Raw genomic sequence first — 20121 nt, forward strand, 5'->3', positions numbered from 1 at the left:
AGGGGGTCACGGAGCCGGGGCGGGAACGGGGCTGTCCGGAGGGCCGAGCAGTTCGGCCTCCGCGCGGGCGACCGCCTCGGGGTGGCCGAAGAAACCGGGCAGCCCGCCGGTGTGCAGGAAGACGGTGCGCTGTCCCGGGGTGATGTCGCCGTCCTCGACGGCCGCGACCAGGCCGGCCATCGCGCGCCCGGTGTAGATCGGGTCGAGGGCGATGCCCTCGGCACGCGCGGCGAGGGTCAGGGCACTCATGACCGGCTCGGTGAGCGTGGCGTAGCCCGCTCCGACCTGGTCGCCGCGCACGCGCAGCGAGCGCGGGTCGCAGGGCGTGCCGGACAGCTCCGAGGACAGCTCCGCGACGATGCGGGCGGGATCGGCGACGGCACCGACGTGGACGCCGAGGACACGCGCGGCGCCCAGCCCTGCGACGAGCCCGGCCATCGTCCCGCCCGAGCCCAGCGCGACGACCACGTTCTCCAAGTCCGGTGCCTGGTCGAGGAGTTCACGGGCACACTCTGCGTAGCCGCGGGCGCCGAGCGCGCTGGACCCGCCGAACGGCACAAGGGCCGGCACCTCTCCCCGCGCCCGTAGCTCCTCGACCGTGCGCGCCGCCCGCGCGTCGAGGTACTGGCGGTCGCCCGCCCAGACGACCTGGGCCCCGAAGAGGCCGTCGAGGGCGAGATTGCCGGAGGCGGGCGGGGCCTTCGTGGGTGAACCCGGTGGCCGTGCCCCGGCAGGGTCCGCGCCGGGCTCACCGGCGTCAGGCGCCGCGGGCCCGCCGGCGAGGACGAGGACGGCCTTCAGGCCCAGCCGGGCCGCCGCTGCCGCCGTCAGACGGGCGTGGTTGCTCTGCGGCGCGCCGGTCGTCACCAGCACGGTGGCACCGTCCGCCAGCGCCGCGCCGCAGGTCCACTCCAGCTTGCGGATCTTGTTGCCGCCGCCGCCCAGGCCCGTGAGGTCGTCGCGTTTGATCCACAGGTCGTCCGGGCCGAGCCCGAGCGCACGGGCCAGCCGCGGAGCCGGTTCGAGGGGAGTGGGCCAACTGCCCAGAAGGGCGCGGGACGGGATGGTCGCTCCGGAGCGGGTGCTGGTCACCGCGGGCCTTTCTGCTGACGCCGGTCGTCCGGCGAGCGTAGCGCGGTGGATCGTGCGGGGAGCGTGACGGCGGGTCGCCCTGTGGACGGCCCGCCGCGCTGTTCCGCCGTCGTCTCAGCCCGTGAAGCCGGCCGTGATCGACGTGAACTGCCAGGTGCTCTGGCTGATGCCGGAGCAGTTGCTCACCACGCCGCCGCCGGGGCAGGGCCGGTCGCGGTTGACCGCCCAGTAGGCGAGCCGGGCGATGTGGTGGCCGTTCGCCCAGTCACGGATCTGGGTCCAGATCGCCGGGGTGGTGTTCTCCTGCTGGTCGGACAGGCCGTTCATGCCGGAGATGCCGATGTGGGAGTAGGCCGTGGCGTCGTCCCAGCCGAAGGTCGACTTCAGTTTGGCCTTCAGCCCCTCGGTGGCGTTGACCGTGTTGCCGTACATGTCGGAGCCGCCGCCGAAGTCGAACGGCATGATGGTGAAGACGTCGATGTTGGCGTTCAGGGACTGCGCCTGCTCGATGAGCCGGTTGCCGTAGTAGGTCGGGCCGGTCGTCGAGGTGCCGAAGGTGACGATCGTCTTCAGGCCGGGGTTGTTGGCCTTGACGGTCTTCAGCGCGGTCAGGATCCTCGCCTGGACGGCCTCGTTCTCGAACTCGTCGGTGTTCTCGATGTCCATGTCGATCGCCTTGAGGCTGTAGGCGTCGATCACCTTCTGCAGAGCGCCGGCGAGCGCGCTCGCCGAGGAGCAGTTGGCGCCGAGCTTGCTGCCCTGCCAGCCACCGAACGACGGGACGATGTCACCGCCCGCGGAACGGATCTGGTTGATGGCCGTCTGGTCGACGCCGCCGGTCAGCGCCCGGCTGCCGTCCCAGGCGGGGTTGCAGCCGCCCGAGTCGAGCACGAACGCCATCGTGAACCACTTGACCCCGGTCGCGTTCATCACCGTGGTCGGGTTCGGGGGGTCGCCCCAGCCCTCGAACAGGTAGGGAGCGGCCTGCTTGAAGCCGGTGCCGCCACCGCCGCCCGCGCTCGTGGTGACGCTCACGGAGTTGGAGGCCGCGGAGGTGTTCCCGGCCGCGTCCCGCGCCTTGACGGTGAACGAGTAGGCGGTGCTCGGGGACAGCCCGCTGACCGTGGCACTCGTGCCCGACACGCTCAGCACCTGGTTGGAGCCGGCGTAGACGTCGTACCCGGTGACGCCGACGTTGTCGCTCGACGCGCCCCACGACAGCGACACACTGGAGGAGGTCTTGCCGGTGGAGGTCAGATTGGTGGGCGCGGTCGGCGCCTGGCTGTCGGAGCCACCGCCGCCGGGTCCGTCCAGGCTGACGTCGTCGGCGTAGTAGGTGCCCTGCGCGTACCAGCCGTGCACATAGATCTTGGCGCTGGTCTGCGAGGCACCGGTGGTGAAGGACACGCTGAGCCGGCTGTACGCCGACGGGGACGTCGTCCAGGTCGAGGCACCGCCGTCCACGCCGAGGTAGACATAGCTGCCGCGGACCCAGCCCGAGAGGCTGTACGTCGTGTTCGGCTGGACCGAGACGGTCTGGGTGCACTGCGCGTTGTCGCTCGAACTCACCGCCCCCGCAAGGGCTTTGGAGCCGCCGTGTACGGGGCTGGAGACGATCGAGCCCAGGTTGCCGGAGCAGGACCAGGGGGACAGGCTGCCCGTCTCGAACCCGGGGTTGGACAGGATGTTCGCCGCCTGGGCCGTACCCGGCAGGGCGACCGCCCCGGCGAGGGCCAGCGCGGCCGTGCCCAGGAGGGCGAGGAACCGATGTCTGGAACGTCTGAGCTGTGTGATGCGCACGCGATCTCCCTGGGGAAATGGGGGTGTTCGGGAGTGCAGAGAGGTGCGCAACCAAGTTGGTATGGACCAATCCCGCTGTCAAGACGCTGAGCGGGAATTGGTCCAGACCGGTAGAGGTGGAGGGGGCGGCGAGAGCGGCCCGGGGGTCAGGCGGGCGCGATGGCCGCCGAGGCGGGCGTGGTGGCCTGGGCCGAGGCGGCGGAGGCGGTCGCGTCCACCGGGGTGGCGGCCGCGGGCTCCGTGGCCTGCGCGGGCACCGCGGGGAGCGTCGGTACGGACACCTCGGACAGCGTCGGCACGGGCAGCTCGGTCCGCTGCGAAGGCAGCGACACCGGACGCACCGGACGCGGCCCGGAGACCACCGTGTAGTCCTGCCCGAGGAACGGCGGGACCACCTCGCCCGTCTCCTCGCCCAACGCCAACTGCACTGCGGACCAAGGGGCGTTGACCCCGCACTGGGAGAGCTGGTGCAGTCCGCCCGCCGGACGGGTGTTCACGTCCATCAGCACCGGCTCGTCGCCGTACATCCGGAACTGGATGTTCGACAGATAGTGCAGCCCGAACGCCTCCGCGAGCAGCGTGGCGGGCTCGATCCAGGCAGGGTCGAGGGTGAATCCGCGGCGCCGCCCGTTCTTGGTGCGGCCGATCGCCATGCGGACCCGGCCGTCCGGCCCGGTGAGGCAGTCCACCGACACCTCCGGCTGTCCGAGGTGCGGCATGACCAGCCAGTCGACGGGCTCGTCGGCCGCGCGCAGCGCCTCCACGACCAGGTCCAGAGGCACGTACGGGCTCGGGAACCCGTTGAGGTGCATGAGGGAGAAGGGGGTGCGGGTGATCACCCGGAAGCCCACCCCGCCCGCTCCGGCCGCGGGCTTGAAGCAGGCCCGCTGACCCGCGGCCTCCAGCAGCTCCACCGCCGCGACCAGCTCCTCCTCCGTGCGCACCCGCCACCAGGGAGGTACCGGAACACCCACGGCCTCGACGGCCTGGTACGCGGTCGCCTTGTCGTGGAAGACCGCGACCGCCTCCGAGGGCGGCGCCAGCAGAGCCGTACCGAGTGCCGCGAACTCGGCGCGCTGCGCGACGATCGCCGCCTGGTGCAGGACCGGCACGAAGACGTCCACGGAACGCCGGGCGCACATGTCGAGCGCGTACTCGACATAGGCCCGCGGTGACAGGCCCTCCGGCTCCATCTCGGCGGTGTCGGCGGCGGCCAGTACGGGAGAGTCGGCGTCGCCGTGGGTGGCATGGATCTCGACCGCGCGATGCTGCGGATTACTTCGCAGCTGATCCATGAAGAACACGTTCTCCGCGTACGTGCGGTTGAGCCAGACGCGTACGCGAGAGCCCATGCAAGCCACCTTTCACGGTTCGCGGGCACGGCGGAGCAGGCCGGGCCCGGCCAGGGGTAGGGGAGGTGCACCGAGCGCCGCCGTACGCCAAAGCGGATTCGGGGCGGTGGTGTTGGGGCGATCATAGGGGGCGGGGGACCCCCGTGCTGCTACAGGCATGTTACGGATTCGCCGATCCACCGGCCGGAGGGCCTCCTTGTCCGGCGCCGGGCGGGTGTGTTCTTGTGTTGACATTCGCTTTCTACGGGGGTGGCACGTGCGGCCGACAGACGGCGGCGAAGGGAACCTGCTGGCCATCAGTGATCTGCACATCGGCTATGCCGAGAACCGCGCGCTGGTCGAGAAGATGCGCCCCGAGTCGGACGACGACTGGCTTCTGGTGGCCGGCGACATCGGCGAGATCGTCGAAGACATCAGGTGGACCCTGGAGACGCTCAGCGGCCGCTTCCGCAAGGTCGTCTGGGTGCCCGGCAACCACGAGCTGTGGACCCATCCCAAGGACCCCGTCCAACTGCGCGGTGTCGCCCGGTACGAGCATCTGGTCGCCCTGTGCCGGGAGTTGGGCGTCACGACCCCGGAGGACCCCTACCCCGTCTGGAACGGACCGGGCGGTCCCGTCGTCGTCGCGCCGCTCTTCCTGCTCTACGACTACTCGTTCCTGCCGCAGGGCTGCGCCACCAAGGACGAGGGGCTGGCCTATGCGCACAGCACCGGCGTCGTCTGCACGGACGAGCATCTGCTCCACCCCGACCCCTACCCGAGCCGCGAGGCCTGGAGCCGGGCCCGGGTCGCCGAGACCGAACGCAGACTCGCCGAAATCCCCGACGACCTGCCGACCGTCCCGGTCAACCACTACCCGCTGGACCGTCACCCGACGGACATCCTTCGCTACCCCGAGTTCGCCATGTGGTGCGGCACCCGGGCGACCGCCGACTGGCACCGCAGGTTCCGCGTCGAGGCCATGGTCTACGGCCATCTGCACATCCCCCGGACCACCTGGCACGACGGTGTCCGCTTCGAAGAGGTGTCGGTGGGCTATCCCCGAGAATGGCGTAAGCGACCGGGGCCGCCCGCAACGCTGCGCCGCATTCTGCCGATGGAGGTCAAAGCCGGTGATGGAGGAGCTGCTCCCGGAGTCGGTCGTCACGGTGGAGAGCCACGGTGACGACGAGACCGCGGTCGCGACCCTGTACCCCGAGGAGCGGGTGATCGTGGCGCGCGCCGTGGAGAAGCGGCGCCGCGAGTTCGCCACCGTGCGTGCCTGCGCCCGGCGCGCCATGGAGAAGCTGGGCGTGGCCCCGGGGCCCGTGCTGCCGGGCGAGCGCGGAGCCCCGCAGTGGCCCGCGGGCCTCATCGGCAGCATGACGCACTGCGAAGGCTACGCCGCCGCCGCGCTCGCCCGTCCCACCGATCTGGCCTCCCTCGGCATCGACGCCGAACCCCACCTGGCGCTCCCGGAGGACGTCCTGGCCGCCGTCGCGCTGCCCAGCGAGACGGGCCGCCTGGACCGCCTCGGTGCCCGGACACCGGACGTCCACTGGGACCGGCTCCTGTTCAGCGCCAAGGAGTCGGTCTACAAGGCGTGGTTCCCGCTCACCGGCAAGTGGCTCGACTTCTCCGAGGCGGACATCGACATCTCCGTGGGCCCGACGCCCGCCGCCCCCGACCTCTCGGGAACCTTCCACGCCCGCCTGCTCGTACCGGGGCCCGTGGTGGACGGTACGGCCGTCCCGGCATTCGACGGACGCTGGACCGTCCAGCGGGGGCTGGTCGCGACGGCGGTCACCGTCCCGCACACCCGGCCGCGCCCGGCGGTCCGGGCCTGACGCCTGAACGGGCCACCGGGGCAGCGGAGTTGACGGCTGCGTACCCTCGATGGCGTGACGGAGGACATCGACACGCTGCTGGCCGCGTACGACGCGCAGATGCGAGGAGTGCTCCCGGCACTCCCGGCCGGAGTCGGATGCGAGAGGGACGGACCGCTCCTGCGCGTGGTCGGACACTTCCGCGGTTTCGTCATCGCCCCGCGCGACCTCGGGCTGAGCGGTGCCGGCCTGGACCGGCTGATCGTCCGGCAGCGCGACTACTTCGCCGCACGGGGCGAGGCGGTCGAGTGGAAGACCCGCGCCCATGACAGGCCGGGTGACCTCACGGACCGCCTCCGAGCCGCGGGATTCGTCCCGGGGAAGCCGGAGACCGTGCTGATCGGACACGCGGCCGACACGGCGGGAGAGCCGGTGGTCCCGGCAGGCGTCACGCTGCGCCGCGTCGCCGAGGACGCCGACATCCGACGGATCGCGGTGATGGAGTCCGGCGTGTGGGGCATGGACTGGCGCCGGCTCCACGGGTTCCTGAACGGGCAGATCGCGGCGGCACCGGACGACATCGCCGTCCTGGTCGCCGAGGCGGACGGCCAGGTCGTCTCCGCCGCGTGGCTGGTCCTCAGTCCCGGAACCGTCTTCGCCGGACTCCGGGGCGGTACGACGGTGCCCGCCTGGCGAGGCCGCGGAATCTACCGGGCGCTGATCGCGGCCCGAGCCCGGCTCGCCGTGGCCCGGGGAGTCGAGTATCTGCACGTCGACGCGTCCGAGGACAGCGCCCCGACCCTCCGACGCCTCGGCTTCCGGGCCGCGACCACCGCCACACCCTGGATCTGGACACCGGGAGACTCCTGATCAGGACCGCTTCGCCGGAAAACAGGCGTCGGCGACGACGAAACCGGCGCGGAGAGGCACACCGCGCGACGAGCGTACGAAGCATTCCGCGGGCTCCGGTGTGCCTCCGCACGCTCTGTCCGGCACCGCTCGTGCGGTGGAACGATCCCGATGCCCGGCACCGGCAGGAGGGACACCATTGGCCGCCGTGGAGATGTGCGCGGCAGCGGGTGGATGTTGGCTGGTCCGAGGACGGCGTACACCACTACGAACGGTAAGGGGCTGGACATGGCGATGGTGATGTCGATGCACTGGGCGGGAGTCACGCCGGAGCAGTACGACACGGTGCGGGACGCGGTCGACTGGGAGCAGGTCCCGGCGGCCGGTGGCCAGATGCACGTGGCCTGGTTCGACGCCCAGGGCCTGCATGTGATCGACGTCTGGGAATCCCAGCAGGCGTTCGAGGCCTTCTTCGCCGAACGGCTCGCCCCCGCGATCCAGAAGGCGGGCATGGCCGGCGAGCCCGAGACGAGTTTCAGCCCACTCCACCGGCGCTTCGTCGCCCCCGACGTCAAGGGTGCCGCGTAGGGGCCCGGCACGCCGTCACGGCCCCGCGGCCACAAGGCGTCCGGCTGCGCGCCCGACCCCGCCCACTCGGCCGGCGACGAAGACCCCCGGTGACTCCGCCCCGGGGGCTTCGCTGTCCCCACCGCCCGTCCGCCCGCCCGCCCCCGCTCGCCCGGCAGGCGGTGTCCGCGATCACGGAGGCGTCCCGGTCGTCGGCCTCGTCCGCCTCGGCCGCACGGCGGTGGGGCCCGGACGTCCTTGTCTCACACCCAGCCCGGTTCCGGGCACCACGAGTGCAGCAGTTCGAAGAACGACTCCTCGTTGCCCGCCAGGCCGGCCGCCGCCAGGGCCCGCTCCGCCTCGGCGAGTACGGCGGGCGGCACCATGGGTGGTCGGGACCCGTCCGGCGGGCCGTCGAAAGCCGCTCGTACCGTCTGGAGGAGGCGGAGGTAGGCCTGCACGGCGGCGCGTTCGTGTTCGGTCAGTACGGCGGTCGGCATCGGACGGCTCTCCCCGGTTGGCTTGTCGTGACACTGGTCCTGACCCCAGCTTGCCGTCCACCACTGACAATCCGGTTTCGGTGCGGGGAGGTTCGCCCGCTTAGCGGAGGCGAAACATCACGGAAATCCCTTGTGGGACAGGGGCCCTACGCTGGTGACGAGAGCTGGGGCCGCCTACCGGACGGCCCCGGAGCCGTCGTTCCGGCGGCTCGGGAGCCGCCTTCGCGGCGGCCTGGGAACGGGAGGTCTGCCCGTGGTCGACTTACAGTCCAGCCATCCGCGGCGCACCCCGCGGCTGCGTTCCGTCGGTGACGGGGAACTGCGGCTGCACCACCGCGTCGTGCACGGCTACCGGCGCGCCTACCGGATGGCCGGTGAGGGCCCGGCGCTCGTCCTGATCCACGGCATAGGCGACTCCTCCGCGACCTGGGCGGAGCTGATCCCCGACCTCGCCCGCACCCACACCGTGATCGCGCCCGACCTGCTCGGCCACGGCGCCTCGGACAAGCCGCGCGCCGACTACTCGGTGGCCGCCTACGCCAACGGCGTGCGTGATCTGCTGTCCACGCTCGACATCGAGTCCGCCACCCTGGTGGGGCATTCGCTGGGCGGGGGAGTGGCGATGCAGTTCGCGTACCAGTTCCCCGAGCGCACCGAGCGGCTGATCCTGGTCAGCGCGGGCGGTGTCGGGGGCGAGGTCAATCCCGTCCTGCGCGCCGTGTCGCTGCCGGGTGCCCATCTGATGCTCTCCGCGCTGCGCCTGCCCGGTATGCGCCTCCAAGTGGCCCTCTTCCTGCGTCTGATACGCATGCTCGACACCGATCTCGCCCAGGACGCGCCGGAGTTGGTCAACCTCGTGGACGCGCTGCCCGACGCGACCTCCCGTAGCGCGTTCATCCGGACCCTGCGGGCCGTGGTCGACTGGCGCGGCCAGGCGGTCACCATGCTCGACCGCTGCTACCTCACGGAGGGCATGCCCACCATGCTGCTCTGGGGCGACCGGGACAGCGTGGTTCCGGTGCGGCACGCCCACGGGGCGCACGAGGCCATGCCGGGCAGCCGCCTGGAGATCTTCGAGGGGGCCGGTCACTTCCCCTTCCACAGCGATCCCGCGCGCTTCCTCGCCCTGGTCGAGGAGTTCACGACCAATACCAGTGCGGCCGACTGGAGCCGCGAGCGCTGGCGGGGGCTGCTGCGCAGTGGACGCCCGGGTACGGCGGCGGGGCAACCGGACACCGTCCAGAACCGCGCGGTGGAGAAGGACCTGCGCGAGGCGAGCGAACGCAGCGCGACCTGAGGCGGTTCTGAGGGCGTCCGGGTGAACGCCGCCCGGCGGCCTGCCGTGTCGGGTGCCGGGCGCGGGCACCCGGCACCACCCGTGACTCCGTCGTCGAGACCAGCGGTCCTTCGGACGCGTCGGTGTGCCCGGAGCGGTCATCCCGTTCGTTCGCGGGAGCCACCTGCCGATCCGGTCGCCGGGCTGTCCCGCTCGCGGGGGCCGCCCGCCCCTTGATCGCCGGCCTATCCCGTTCGTTCGCGGGAGTCGCTCGCCGACTTGGCCGCCGTCCGGCCCCGGGCCGCCGCGACGACGGGCGACCGGCGCAGCGCGATGGACATGCGCACGAGGTCCCGGGGGCCGTCGGCGTGCGCGAACGTCGATCCGGCCGTCGGCGGTGCGGAGGCCTCCTCCGCCGAGCTGATGACCCGGCCCTCCGGATCGGCGGCCCTGGCCCGCACGGCGACCGTCACCATGGCGGCGTCCGCCTCGGCGTGCGCCTCGGTGGGGGAGGAGCCCGCCGCGACCGCGGCGCCGTAGGCCCGGGAGCGCACCGTGGAGTCGAAGTAGGGGTAGAGACTCAGCATGCCGTCGTGGATGTCGGACTCCCGCTGGGTGACCTGGAGTTCGGCGGGCGACCACCAGGAGATCCGCACCGCGCGGTCCTCCGGCACGGACACCGGCCTCAGTTCGCGCCACAGCGGCCCGAGGGTGCGATAGGTCGACCAGGTGTTCCAGCTGTCCCCGATGCGCTGCCAGGCGAGCGGAAGGCAGAACCCGACGGCGGTGATCTGGGCCCCCGCCGAGGCCAGCACGGGCGCCGCGTTGGTGCTCAGGTCGTCGAGGTTCCCGCCGTTCCAGCGGGCCACCACGGCGGTCAGCTTGGCCGCCGAGTAGGGGATGTTGCAGAGAGAACCGAACGCGATGATCACCAGCCCGGCGCGCAGCCGGCCGCGCACCTGGGCGGCCCAGCGCCAGCACATGACGTTCATCGCGACACCCGCGGTGGTGAGCGAGACGAGGTAGAGCACGATCATCTCGCGGATGAAGGGCGTGTTGGCGTAGTAGGTGTCGAGGTCCCGCAGCCGTTCGACGGAGGCGTCCCCGAGGGCGAACAGCGCGATCAGCGCCACGCCGACGACGGTGTAGCCGAGGATCCAGCGGCGTGAGAGCCGTCGGGTGACCTCGGGCGGTCCGCCGCGCCAGTTGATGATCAGCACCAGACACGAGGCGCTGTAGGCACTGAGCAGGCAGTAGACCAGGGGGGCCGAGACGTTGGGTATCCCCGTGATGTCGTTGACCGCGGCGATGGTCGGCGGGGCCGCGAAGAGGAACACCAGGCCGGCGAGGGCGAGCAGCACACCCACGGAACGCAGCAGCGGGTCGCGCCAGCCGCGCAGGAGGGCGGGGCCCTTGAAGCTGATGGCGGCGCCCATGGCGACGGCCGGGATGTAGTAGCTGGATCCGTCCATGGTTCCGGGACCGTCAGCCCCGTGGCCCGCGGCAGCCGAGGGAGGCCTCGATGCGCCCGGCCAGACCGTGCTGTTGCACCGGGCCGCGCAGCGAGGAACCGGCCAGCCAGGTACGGCACTTGCTGGCGAGGAGGAGACCGAAGCTCTCGGCCTCCTTCTCGTCCGCGAGGTCGAAGCGGGTGCGCGCGGCCACTCTCAGGACGGTGGCGTCAAGGTCCGCGGTGTCGCTGAGTAAGCGCGCCGCGACGGCCGCGCCCCCGACGTGATGGCTGCAGTGCCCGGCCTTCATGTGCCACAGCTCATGGCCGAGGATGACCAACTGGTGGTCGGGCGCCGTGCGTTCCTCGATGACGACGAGGTCCTGCTCGGCCATGTCGAGCCACAGGCCGCTGGCGGTGCCGGGCGGGAACACGGCCGTACGGAACTGGACGGGACGGCCGCGGCGTCTGCTCATCGCGCAGCACAGCGCCGTGTAGAGGTCGGCGGGTGCCGCCGGCGCCGGGAGCGAGAGCTCCGAGACCAACTCGCCGCACAGGCGGCGCATTTCCCTTCCGATGCCCACTGATCTCCCCCGGCTCACGACTCTGGCCGCTTGACGCTCTCCAGGAGCATGTCCAGCCACTCCGCGACCTTGTCCCGGTGCTGGTCGGTGGGCAACTGCGCGGCCCGCCAGGCGATTCCGCGGACCCCGTGGTCGAGGAGCAGCCGCCCCAGGGGATCGTCGGCGACGGTGGCCGCCGCGCGTTCGCGGTCGGCGAGCCGTTGCAGGAGTTCCTGTTCCGAGCGCTGCAGGGCACCCACGAGCGCCTCGGAGTCCTCGGCCGTGAGGAACCCGGCGTGTACCCGGAAGAAGCGCTGGATGGCGTCGCAGTGCTCCATGGTGGGGCGCCGGTCGCCGTTGATGAGGGCGCCCGCCTGCTGGCGCGACATGCCGGCGCCGTCCGCGATCTCCTGCTGGGTGTAGCGGCGCCCGTTGGGCTTGAGCCGGGTGCGGCGCAGCAGGTCCAGGCGTTGCAGGAACCTTGCCTGCAGGTCGGGCTCCCCGGCGCGGCGGCCGGTGAGCAGGGCCTTCACCACGTGTTCGGGGACGCCGGACCCGGCCGACAGCCGCTGGACGTCGAAGACTTCGGCGTGCAGCACGCCGAGCCGGTCGGCGAGTGCGGTGACCCGGGCCACGACGGCCTGCAGCAGAACCGTCGCCGTGGCGCCCGGAACCTCGAAGCCATCCGTCACCGACAGATCTCCTACGTCTCTCTCAGGTGGCTCTCACGAAGGTCGGGAACCATGTGGACACGAAGGTCGGAAAACCATCCCGGTACCAAGACCGGGGACCATCCGGAGCGTAGCCCCTCGCTCGAACTCACATCCAGGTCTCGCCACAACTGTGGCGAGATTCAGCCGTCAACAAGCGCCAAATGCCACGATAGTTGACACGCCTGTGCCCGGGGCATCAGGATCGGGGCGCCGCGTGAAGGCCGCAGAGGCAAGAGGGGTGACCTCCCGATGGCGTACCAGGCAGGAAGGCAGCGGTCCCAGCCGCGACCTGTCCCCGAGAGTCTCGAAGCTCAGGCGTACCTCCAGGACTACGCCACGCTGCTGGAGGCCGTCCCCTTCCCCTCCGTCGTCTTCGACCACCGCTGGGACGTCGTTCTGTCCAACGCCGCATTCGAGACACTTTTCGACGGCGTCGGTACCCATCCGACCGCCATGCCGGGTGACAACTTCCTTCGGTTCGTGCTGTTCCATCCGGACGCGGGGTCGATCCTCGGCGAGCACGAGTCGAGCTGGTGCCTGCCGATGCTCGCGCACTTCGCCGCGGCGGTGGAGCGGCACGCCCAGGACCGCGGACTCCAGTCGATCCGCCGGGACATCGCCCAGGACCCGATCATGGATGCCGCCTACCGGCACGGTCTGCCGCACTGGATCCGCGCGGTCGGTCCCGGCGCCGTCGAGCACGACGGGGCCGTCCGCCCGCTGGTGCACCCCGACCCGCGCTGGGGCCGCACGGACTGCCGGATCGTCGACGACACCCCCAAGACCCTTCAGAACATGGGCTACACGCGGATGACCCTGGTGCTGCGCGAGGCCGTGCGGCCGGTCGCGGGTCCGCCGCGCAAGGCCCGTACGACACGCAACGGCGCGGCGGAGCTGCGGGCGGTGTGACCCCCGCGCCGGTACGCCGTGGAAGTCAGCCGGCCGGTGTCACGAGGACGAGTGGCACGCCGTCGCACGGGACGAGCCGCATTCCCTCGAAGCGAGTGCTCCGGGCCGCCGCCAGCACGGACGCGAAGTCCGGTCCCCTGGTGAGGGATCCGGCCAGATGGCCCGGGTCGGCGGACGCGGCCACCCGTCCCCGCGCGTTCACCAAGTAGGCCGCTCCGGGCAGCCGTTGCAGGAGCGGGACGACCGTGCCCTCGAAGTGCCGCAGATAGACGTCGGCCGCGGCGACCCCTATGAACCGGCCCTCCACGTGGACGGGCGCGGACAGCGTCAGGCTGTACTCGTCGGAACAGAGGTAGTCGACATAGGGCCCGGCGACCGCGCGCTGCCCGGTGTCGCGGGGGAGCGCGAACCAGTCCCAGTGCGTGTAGTCGGAGTACGCGGAGTGCGCCGGATCGAGGTCGAGCAGCAAGGGCCGTACGCCCCCGTCGGAGCTCTGCTGCCACCACTCCAGCCACGCCGGTACGTCACCGAGCAGGCCCGGCGCGGCCACGAAGCCGGCGCCCGACACCAACTCCTGCCGGATGAGCCGCCGATGCAGCCCCGGGCGCAGTGCCGCCAGATCCACCGTCGCGGGGCGGCGGCCCTGCGCGGCGACGCGGGTGAGGAGAGCGGTCGTATCGGCGCGGGTCTCGGCGACCGCTTCGAAGACGGCCTCGAGCGTGGAGCGGACCTGCGCGGCGACGGCCGCCTCGGGGGTGGCGTCAAGCGTCGCCGTCGCGCCGGCCGGGCCTGGGCTCCTGCTCATGGGTGCCCTCCAGCGGACGGGGACCGGACACGGCGCGTGGCATCGCCAGGCGGAGGTTGATGAGCCGCGCCGTCGAGTCCTGTACGCACCGCTCGGCCAGCGCTCTGGCCGAATCGTGGGCCCCATCTTGCACGGCGGAGATTACGGAGCGGTGACGGTCTGCGACTTCTTCACGATATTCGTCGTCCCCGAGCACGAGGCACATCAGCGCCCCCACCTCCGTCTGGAGCACGACCTGTTCACGGGTCAGCCGGGCGGACTGCGCCGCCGCGGCGAGCTCGACGTGGAAGCGGCCGTAGACGCGGCTGCGGGCGGCGGCGTCCTCGGCGGACGCCAGGTCGTCCAGGGTGCGGCGGAGCGCCTTGAGGTCGTCCGGTTCCGTCCGCTGCGCCGCGAGCCGGGCGGCGGCGCCGGACACGGCTGCCCAGTGGTCGCCCAGGTCGCGCAGTTCCTCGGTGCTCCAGCCGGCCAGCCGGGCCTTCAGCCGGTCCTCGCCCGGGACTTCGGGCAGGGACACGAAGCTGCCGCCTCCGCGCCCTCGCCGCGTGGTGACCAGGCCCTGCTGCCGCAGGGCCATGAGGGCCTCGCGCAGGGTGACCGTGGACACGCCGAGCTGTCCGGCCAGCTCCATCTCGCCGGGCAGCTGCTCGCCGTCGGCGAGCAGCCCGAGCTCGATGGCGTCGCCGATCCGGTGTACGACCGTCTCGACGCGAGCGCGGTTGTCCACGGGAGTGAAGACGGCTCTGCGGACGCCGTCGCCCCTGTGTTGCTTCACGGTCACCACCTTGTGCGTTGACTCAACCTTTACTCTAAAGGGGTCTTGAGATTTGAACTATGACTTCATATCTTTCCGGTCAGTGTTGCAACGCACACCTGCACCAGAAAGGTTCCCCGCCCATGGAGGCAAAGGCGATCCGGCTCCAGGGCCTGCGAAAGGCGTTCGGTGACACGACCGCCGTGGCAGGAGTCGATCTGGAGATAGCCGACGGCGAGTTCTTCTCGATGCTCGGCCCGTCCGGCTCGGGCAAGACGACCGTCCTGCGGATGATCGCCGGATTCGAGAGCCCGACCGAGGGCCGGATCGAGCTGGCCGGCCAGGAGGTCACCGGTCTCGCCCCCTTCGAACGGGACGTGCACACGGTCTTCCAGGACTACGCCCTGTTCCCGCACATGACCGTCGAACAGAACGTCGCCTACGGCCTCAAGGTCCGCAGAGTGCGGAAGGCCGAACGGCTCGTCAGGGCTCGCAAGGCACTCGCCGACGTACGTCTCGAAGGTTTCGGCCGGCGCCGTCCGGCCCAGCTCTCGGGAGGCCAGCGCCAGCGTGTCGCCCTCGCCAGGGCCCTCGTCGGCCGCCCCCGCGTCCTGCTGCTCGACGAGCCGCTCGGCGCCCTCGACCTCAAGCTGCGCGAGCAGATGCAGGTCGAACTCAAGGCGATCCAGCGCGAGGTCGGCATCACCTTCGTGTTCGTCACCCACGACCAGGAGGAGGCCCTGACGATGAGCGACCGCATCGCCGTCTTCCACCAGGGCCGCATCGAACAGGTCGGCACCCCGGCAGAGATCTACGAACGCCCCGCAACCCCGTTCGTCGCGGGCTTCGTCGGCACGTCCAACCTGCTCGAGGGCCAGTCGGCGCAACAGGTCGTCGGCGCCCCGGGCACGTACAGCATCCGGCCCGAGAAGATCCGGGTCCTCAAGGAGTCCGCCGAGGCGAACGAGCCGGAGCACTCCAGTGCCACCGGCACCGTCGCCGAGGTCGTCTACCTGGGCGACTCCACCCGCTTCCTGGTGGACCTCGACGCGGGCGGCCGGCTCACCGCGCTCCAGCAGAACCTGGAGACCTCCTCCGAGGACGTCGCCGCCCTGCGCGGCACCAGGGTCCGGCTCCAGTGGCACCGCCGCCACACCTTCCAGGTCCCCGACCCCCGCTGACTCCCACGCTCAGTCCCCCGTCACGTATGGAGTACGCCGTGCGCCTCACCCCAACCCTCAAGGCCGCCACCGCCGTCGCGGTGCTCCTCGCGGCCACCGCCTGCGGATCGTCCGACACCGGCTCCTCCTCGTCCACCGGCCTCAACCCGCCCGACCTCAAGGCGCAGTCGAAGCTCGGAAAGACCGAGGGGCAGGTCAACCTGATCGCCTGGGCCGGCTATGTCGAGGACGGTTCCAACGACCCCGCGGTCGACTGGGTCGGCGACTTCGAGAAGCAGACCGGCTGCCAGGTCAACTCCAAGGTGGCCGCAAGCTCCGACGAGATGGTCAAGCTGATGAAGACCGGCCAGTACGACGCGGTCTCCGCCTCCGGAGACGCCTCCCTCCGGCTCATCGCCTCGGGCGACGCGGCCCCGGTCAACACCGCCCTCGTACCGAACTACAAGGACGTCTTCAGCGGCCTGAAGAAGGGCGCCTGGAACTCCGTCGACGGCCAGATGTACGGCATCCCGCACGGCCGGGGCGCCAACCTCCTGATGTACAACACCGAGAAGGTCACCCCCGCCCCCACGTCCTGGTCGGCGGTCTTCGACGACGCCTCGGCGAACAAGGGCCACGTCACCGCGTACGACTCGCCGATCTACATCGCCGACGCGGCGCTGTATCTGAAGGCGACCAGGCCCGAGTTGAAGATCAAGGACCCGTACGCCCTCGACCAGAAGCAGTTCGACGCGGCCGTCGCGCTGCTGAAGAAGCAGAGCGCGAACGTGGGGGAGTACTGGAGCGACTACCTCAAGGAGATCTCCGCGTTCAAGAGCGGGGACTCCGTCGTCGGTACCACCTGGCAGGTCATCGCCAACCTCACGGCCGACGAGGGAGCCAAGGTGAAGGCCTTCGTGCCCAAGGAGGGTTCCACCGGCTGGTCCGACACCTGGATGGTCTCCGCCAAGGCCAAGCATCCCAACTGCGCCTACAAGTGGCTGGACTGGATCATCTCGCCGAAGGTGAACGCCCAGGTCGCCGAGTACTTCGGTGAGGCGCCGGCCAACGCCGAGGCGTGCGGGGAGACCAGCGACAAGACCTTCTGCGACACCTACCACGCGACCGACGAGAGCTACTGGAAGAACATCGCGTTCTGGAACACGCCCATCGAGCAGTGCCTCGACGGCCGCACCGACGTCAAGTGCGTCCCGTACGCGAAGTGGGTCCAGGCCTGGACCGAGATCAAGGGCTGACCGATCGATGACCACCACCGCGCAGGCCGCCGGACGCTCCCCCGTCCGGCGGCTCGCCGGGACCCTGCACCGGCACTCCCGGCTGCGGCTGTCCCTGCTCCTGACCGCACCGCTGCTCTGGCTCGCGGTCCTCTATCTCGGCTCCCTGGCCGTGCTGTTCGTCTCGGCCTTCTGGACGACGAACTCCTTCACCTCCGAGGTCGTGAAGGTCTGGTCGACCGACAACTTCCACCAGCTGTTCACCACGCCCGTGTACCGGCAGGTGATCCTGCGCAGCATCGGCGTCGCCCTCGCGGTCACCGTCCTGTGCGCGGTGATCGCCTTCCCGGTCGCCTTCTACACCGCGCGCATCGCCAGGCCCGCCCGACGCCCGCTGCTCGTCGTCGCCATCCTCACCCCGCTGTGGGCCAGTTACCTCGTCAAGGTGTACGCCTGGCGGCTGATCCTCTCCCAAGGCGGCCTCGCCGACTGGATGTTGAAGCCGTTCGGACTGAGCGGACCCGGGTACGGACTGGTCGCGGCGATCATCGCGCTCACCTACCTCTGGCTGCCGTACATGATCCTGCCGATCCACACCGCGCTGGAGCAGCTGCCGGCCAACCTGCTCGACGCGTCGGCGGACTTGGGCGCCGGGGCGGGGCGCACCTTCCGATCGGTCGTGCTGCCGATGGTCCTGCCGTCCGTGGCCGCCGGTTCGGTCTTCACCTTCTCGCTCAGTCTCGGCGACTACATCACCGTGCAGATCGTCGGCGGCAAGACCCAGCTCATCGGCAACGTCGTCTACTCCAACATCGAACTGAACCTGCCCATGGCCGCCGCACTCGGCACGGTCCCCGTCGTGGTCATCGTGGTGTACCTCCTCGCGATGCGCCGCACGGGCGCCCTGAGCAGTCTCTGAGGAGCCCGCTGTGCAACTCTCCCGTTCCGCGCGCGTCGCGCTGCGCGTCGCCGCCGGGCTCGGCTTCGCGATCATCTATGTGCCGCTCGCGCTCGTCCTGGTCAACTCCTTCAACCCGGACCGCAGCGCGAGCTGGCCGCCGACCGGGCTCACCTTCCACTGGTGGTCGGTCGCCTGGGCCAACGAGGGTGCCCGCGCGGCCCTGTGGGTCTCGGTCAAGGCGGGACTCGGGGCCACGGCGATCGCGCTGGTCCTCGGCACGCTGATCGCCTTCGCGGTCGCCCGGCACCGCTTCTTCGGCCGTGACGCCATCTCCTTCGTGGTCGTCCTGCCGATCGCGCTGCCCGGGATCGTCACGGGCATCGCGCTCAACTCGGCGTTCAGCACGGTGCTCGAACCGCTCGGCGTCGGACTCGGCATGTTCACCGTGATCGTCGGCCACGCGACCTTCTGCATCGTCGTCGTCTTCAACAACGTCGTCGCCCGGCTGCGCCGTACCTCCGGCACCTACGAGGAAGCCGCGATGGACCTGGGCGCCGACACCTTCCGCGCCTTCGCCGACGTCACCTTCCCGCTGGTGCGCTCGGCGCTGCTGGCCGGCGGACTGCTCGCCTTCGCCCTGTCCTTCGACGAGATCGTCGTGACGACGTTCACGGCCGGGCCCGGCATCGAGACCCTGCCGATCTGGATCTTCGACAACATGACCAGGCCCCGTCAGGCACCGGTCGTGAACGTCGTGGCCGCCGTGCTCGTCCTGCTCTCGGTGATCCCGATCTACGCGGCACAGCGGCTGTCCGCCGACACGGCGGCCGAGAGCAGGATCTGAGGGGCTGCGGGAGCGGGCGGCAGGGAGCCGCTGTCAGCGGGCCCGCGGCCGCTGATCGGGACTGCCGCGGCCATCGAGGCCTGCCCCGGGACCGTTGCGCGCGGTCCCGGGCGGCGTGCGGACTATCCGGCGAACTCCCGCATCCACGCCTCGACTTCGTCCGCCGAGCGAGGGAGGGCGCCCGAGAGGTTCTCATAGCCGTCCGCCGTGACCAGGAGATCGTCCTCGATCCGGACGCCGATGCCGCGCCACTCCTCGGGCACGGTCAGGTCGTCGGGCTGGAAGTAGAGGCCCGGCTCCACGGTGAGGACCATGCCCGGCTCCAGGACGCCGCCGACGTAGTCCTCGTTGCGGGCCCGGGCGCAGTCGTGGACGTCGAGCCCGAGCATGTGCCCGGTACCCGCCATGGTGAAGCGGCGCTGGAGACCGAGGTCGAAGGCGCGCTCCACCGGGCCCTCGATGAAGCCCCACGCCACCAGCCGCTCGGTCATCGACCACTGGGCGGCGTCATGGAAGTCGCGGTACAGGGCACCCGGCTTCACCGCCGCCATGCCCGCCTCCTGCGCCTCGTACACGGCGTCGTAGACCTCGCGCTGGAGCGGACTGAACGCGCCGCTGATCGGGAGGGTGCGGGTCACGTCGGCGGTGTAGAGGGTGCGGGTCTCCACGCCCGCGTCGAGCAGCAGCAGTTCGCCGGGGCGGACCGGTCCGTCGTTCTCCACCCAGTGCATGATCGTGGCGTGCTCGCCGGCCGCGCAGATCGAGCCGTAGCCGACGTCGTTGCCCTCGACGCGGGCGCGGCGGAAGAAGGTGCCCTCGATCCATCGCTCAGAGGTGGCGACCGCCTGCGACAACTCCCTGACGACATCGGTGAATCCGCGCACGGTGGAGTCCACCGCCCGGCGCAGCTCGCCGATCTCCCACGCGTCCTTGACCAGCCGCAGCCCGGACAGTGCCTCCTCCAGCTCGGCGTCCCGCTCCTCATCGGTGACGAGCGCGGCCTCGATCGCGGGGGCGTGGCCGCGGACGACGCGCGTCGGGACACCCGAGTCCGCCAGGTCCTCGGAGATCGCGCGGATGTCGCGGCAGGGAAGACCGAGCACCCGCTCCGACTCGGCGAGGGAGCGGCGACGGCCCATCCACAGCTCCGCGGTCATGCCTGTCCAGAACTCGTCGCTGTCCCGGCTGTCTCGGGGGAGCTGATAGCAGTGCGCGTCGTGACCGCCCTCCGCGCGCGGCTCCAGCACGAGAGCGCCGTCGCGTGTCTGGTCGCCTGTCAGATGGACGTAGCCCGAGTACGGGCGGAACGGGTAATGGGTGTCGTTCGACCGGGTCTTGAGCCCTCCGGACGGGATGACCAGCCGCTCGCCCGGGAAGAGGCCGGAGAGCGCGGCGCGGCGGCGGGCCGCGTGGGCCGCCTGCTCGTCCGGCCGCAGATCGTGCTGCTCGGTGTCGGCCCAGCCCGTGCGCATCAGGGCGGACAGCTCGTCGGAGATTCCTCGGTAGAGACCGTTCTTTCGGCCCTTGGCCACGTCAGGCACCTTCT

At 71.1% G+C, this 20121-nt stretch carries 20 protein-coding genes; 10 read left to right on the top strand and 10 right to left on the bottom strand.

Going from position 1 to position 20121, the window contains the following annotated elements:
- Positions 1-6 precede the first annotated feature (6 nt).
- From OG788_RS35905 to OG788_RS35915, 3 genes are all read right to left on the bottom strand, one after another.
- On the bottom strand, positions 7-1092 hold the full coding sequence (locus tag OG788_RS35905; protein WP_406375204.1) for a pyridoxal-phosphate dependent enzyme: 1086 nt from the start codon (positions 1090-1092) through the stop codon (positions 7-9).
- A 114-nt stretch (positions 1093-1206) separates the two neighbouring features.
- Positions 1207-2892: a carbohydrate binding domain-containing protein gene (locus OG788_RS35910; protein ID WP_406375205.1), complete on the bottom strand. Its 1686-nt coding sequence runs from the start codon at positions 2890-2892 to the stop codon at positions 1207-1209.
- A 146-nt stretch (positions 2893-3038) separates the two neighbouring features.
- Positions 3039-4244: an ATP-grasp domain-containing protein gene (locus OG788_RS35915; RefSeq protein ID WP_406375207.1), complete on the bottom strand. Its 1206-nt coding sequence runs from the start codon at positions 4242-4244 to the stop codon at positions 3039-3041.
- Between the two features lie 256 nt (positions 4245-4500).
- On the opposite strand from OG788_RS35915, the gene OG788_RS35920 reads away from it, so the two are divergent.
- The 4 genes from OG788_RS35920 to OG788_RS35935 all read left to right on the top strand — a co-directional run bounded on the left by OG788_RS35920 (position 4501) and on the right by OG788_RS35935 (position 7486).
- On the top strand, positions 4501-5409 hold the full coding sequence (locus tag OG788_RS35920) for a metallophosphoesterase family protein (protein ID WP_406375208.1): 909 nt from the start codon (positions 4501-4503) through the stop codon (positions 5407-5409).
- Complete coding sequence (locus OG788_RS35925; RefSeq protein WP_406375209.1) at positions 5357-6070, top strand: 4'-phosphopantetheinyl transferase; 714 nt, start codon at positions 5357-5359, stop codon at positions 6068-6070. Before OG788_RS35920 ends, OG788_RS35925 begins: the two co-directional genes overlap by 53 nt.
- Positions 6071-6169: 99 nt before the next feature.
- Positions 6170-6919, top strand: a complete 750-nt coding sequence (locus OG788_RS35930; RefSeq protein ID WP_406376936.1) for a GNAT family N-acetyltransferase — start codon at positions 6170-6172, stop codon at positions 6917-6919.
- Between the two features lie 267 nt (positions 6920-7186).
- On the top strand, positions 7187-7486 hold the full coding sequence (locus OG788_RS35935; protein WP_351546690.1) for a hypothetical protein: 300 nt from the start codon (positions 7187-7189) through the stop codon (positions 7484-7486).
- A 242-nt stretch (positions 7487-7728) separates the two neighbouring features.
- Here OG788_RS35935 and OG788_RS35940 read toward each other — a convergent pair whose 3' ends face one another.
- Entirely contained in the window at positions 7729-7965 is a 237-nt protein-coding gene (locus tag OG788_RS35940; protein ID WP_406375211.1) for a hypothetical protein, read from the bottom strand.
- A gap of 295 nt (positions 7966-8260) precedes the next feature.
- Here OG788_RS35940 and OG788_RS35945 point away from each other — a divergent pair, with 295 nt between their 5' ends.
- Positions 8261-9262, top strand: a complete 1002-nt coding sequence (locus OG788_RS35945) for an alpha/beta fold hydrolase (protein WP_406376937.1) — start codon at positions 8261-8263, stop codon at positions 9260-9262.
- Positions 9263-9486: 224 nt separating this feature from the next.
- On the opposite strand, the gene OG788_RS35950 is transcribed toward OG788_RS35945, so the two are convergent.
- Genes OG788_RS35950 through OG788_RS35960 form a run of 3 tightly spaced genes read right to left on the bottom strand, consistent with a single transcriptional unit; the run spans position 9487 to position 11946 of the window.
- Positions 9487-10713: an MAB_1171c family putative transporter gene (locus OG788_RS35950; RefSeq protein ID WP_406375212.1), complete on the bottom strand. Its 1227-nt coding sequence runs from the start codon at positions 10711-10713 to the stop codon at positions 9487-9489.
- A gap of 13 nt (positions 10714-10726) precedes the next feature.
- Positions 10727-11257 carry a toxin-antitoxin system, toxin component gene (locus OG788_RS35955; RefSeq protein ID WP_351546802.1) on the bottom strand — a complete coding sequence of 177 codons (531 nt, stop codon included), beginning with the start codon at positions 11255-11257 and terminating at the stop codon, positions 10727-10729.
- A gap of 32 nt (positions 11258-11289) precedes the next feature.
- A complete protein-coding gene (locus OG788_RS35960) occupies positions 11290-11946 on the bottom strand; it encodes a helix-turn-helix domain-containing protein (protein WP_406375213.1) in 657 nt (218 codons plus the stop codon).
- A 270-nt stretch (positions 11947-12216) separates the two neighbouring features.
- Between OG788_RS35960 and OG788_RS35965 the strand changes: the two genes are divergently transcribed.
- Positions 12217-12876, top strand: coding sequence for a hypothetical protein (locus OG788_RS35965; protein ID WP_351546702.1), 660 nt, complete (start codon positions 12217-12219; stop codon positions 12874-12876).
- A gap of 25 nt (positions 12877-12901) precedes the next feature.
- Here OG788_RS35965 and OG788_RS35970 read toward each other — a convergent pair whose 3' ends face one another.
- Both OG788_RS35970 and OG788_RS35975 read right to left on the bottom strand, forming a co-directional pair.
- The gene (locus OG788_RS35970; protein ID WP_406375214.1) at positions 12902-13681 is read right to left on the bottom strand and encodes a cache domain-containing protein; all 780 of its coding nucleotides are present in this window, start codon (positions 13679-13681) and stop codon (positions 12902-12904) included.
- Entirely contained in the window at positions 13638-14456 is an 819-nt protein-coding gene (locus OG788_RS35975; protein ID WP_351546708.1) for a GntR family transcriptional regulator, read from the bottom strand. The genes OG788_RS35970 and OG788_RS35975 overlap by 44 nt, the downstream gene beginning before the upstream one ends.
- A gap of 122 nt (positions 14457-14578) precedes the next feature.
- On the opposite strand from OG788_RS35975, the gene OG788_RS35980 reads away from it, so the two are divergent.
- From OG788_RS35980 to OG788_RS35995, 4 genes are read left to right on the top strand one after another with little or no spacing between them, the layout of a single operon-like run.
- Positions 14579-15616 carry an ABC transporter ATP-binding protein gene (locus OG788_RS35980; RefSeq protein WP_356753981.1) on the top strand — a complete coding sequence of 346 codons (1038 nt, stop codon included), beginning with the start codon at positions 14579-14581 and terminating at the stop codon, positions 15614-15616.
- Between the two features lie 26 nt (positions 15617-15642).
- Positions 15643-16851 carry an ABC transporter substrate-binding protein gene (locus OG788_RS35985; RefSeq protein WP_406375215.1) on the top strand — a complete coding sequence of 403 codons (1209 nt, stop codon included), beginning with the start codon at positions 15643-15645 and terminating at the stop codon, positions 16849-16851.
- A 7-nt stretch (positions 16852-16858) separates the two neighbouring features.
- Positions 16859-17749, top strand: coding sequence for an ABC transporter permease (locus OG788_RS35990; RefSeq protein WP_351546717.1), 891 nt, complete (start codon positions 16859-16861; stop codon positions 17747-17749).
- A 10-nt stretch (positions 17750-17759) separates the two neighbouring features.
- A complete protein-coding gene (locus OG788_RS35995) occupies positions 17760-18575 on the top strand; it encodes an ABC transporter permease (RefSeq protein WP_385700099.1) in 816 nt (271 codons plus the stop codon).
- Between the two features lie 122 nt (positions 18576-18697).
- Here the strand turns inward: OG788_RS35995 and OG788_RS36000 are convergent, their stop codons facing one another.
- On the bottom strand, positions 18698-20107 hold the full coding sequence (locus tag OG788_RS36000) for an aminopeptidase P family protein (RefSeq protein ID WP_406375216.1): 1410 nt from the start codon (positions 20105-20107) through the stop codon (positions 18698-18700).
- Positions 20108-20121: the final 14 nt, after the last annotated feature.

The organism is Streptomyces sp. NBC_00647, from assembly GCF_045207245.1.
GTDB lineage: Bacteria > Actinomycetota > Actinomycetes > Streptomycetales > Streptomycetaceae > Streptomyces.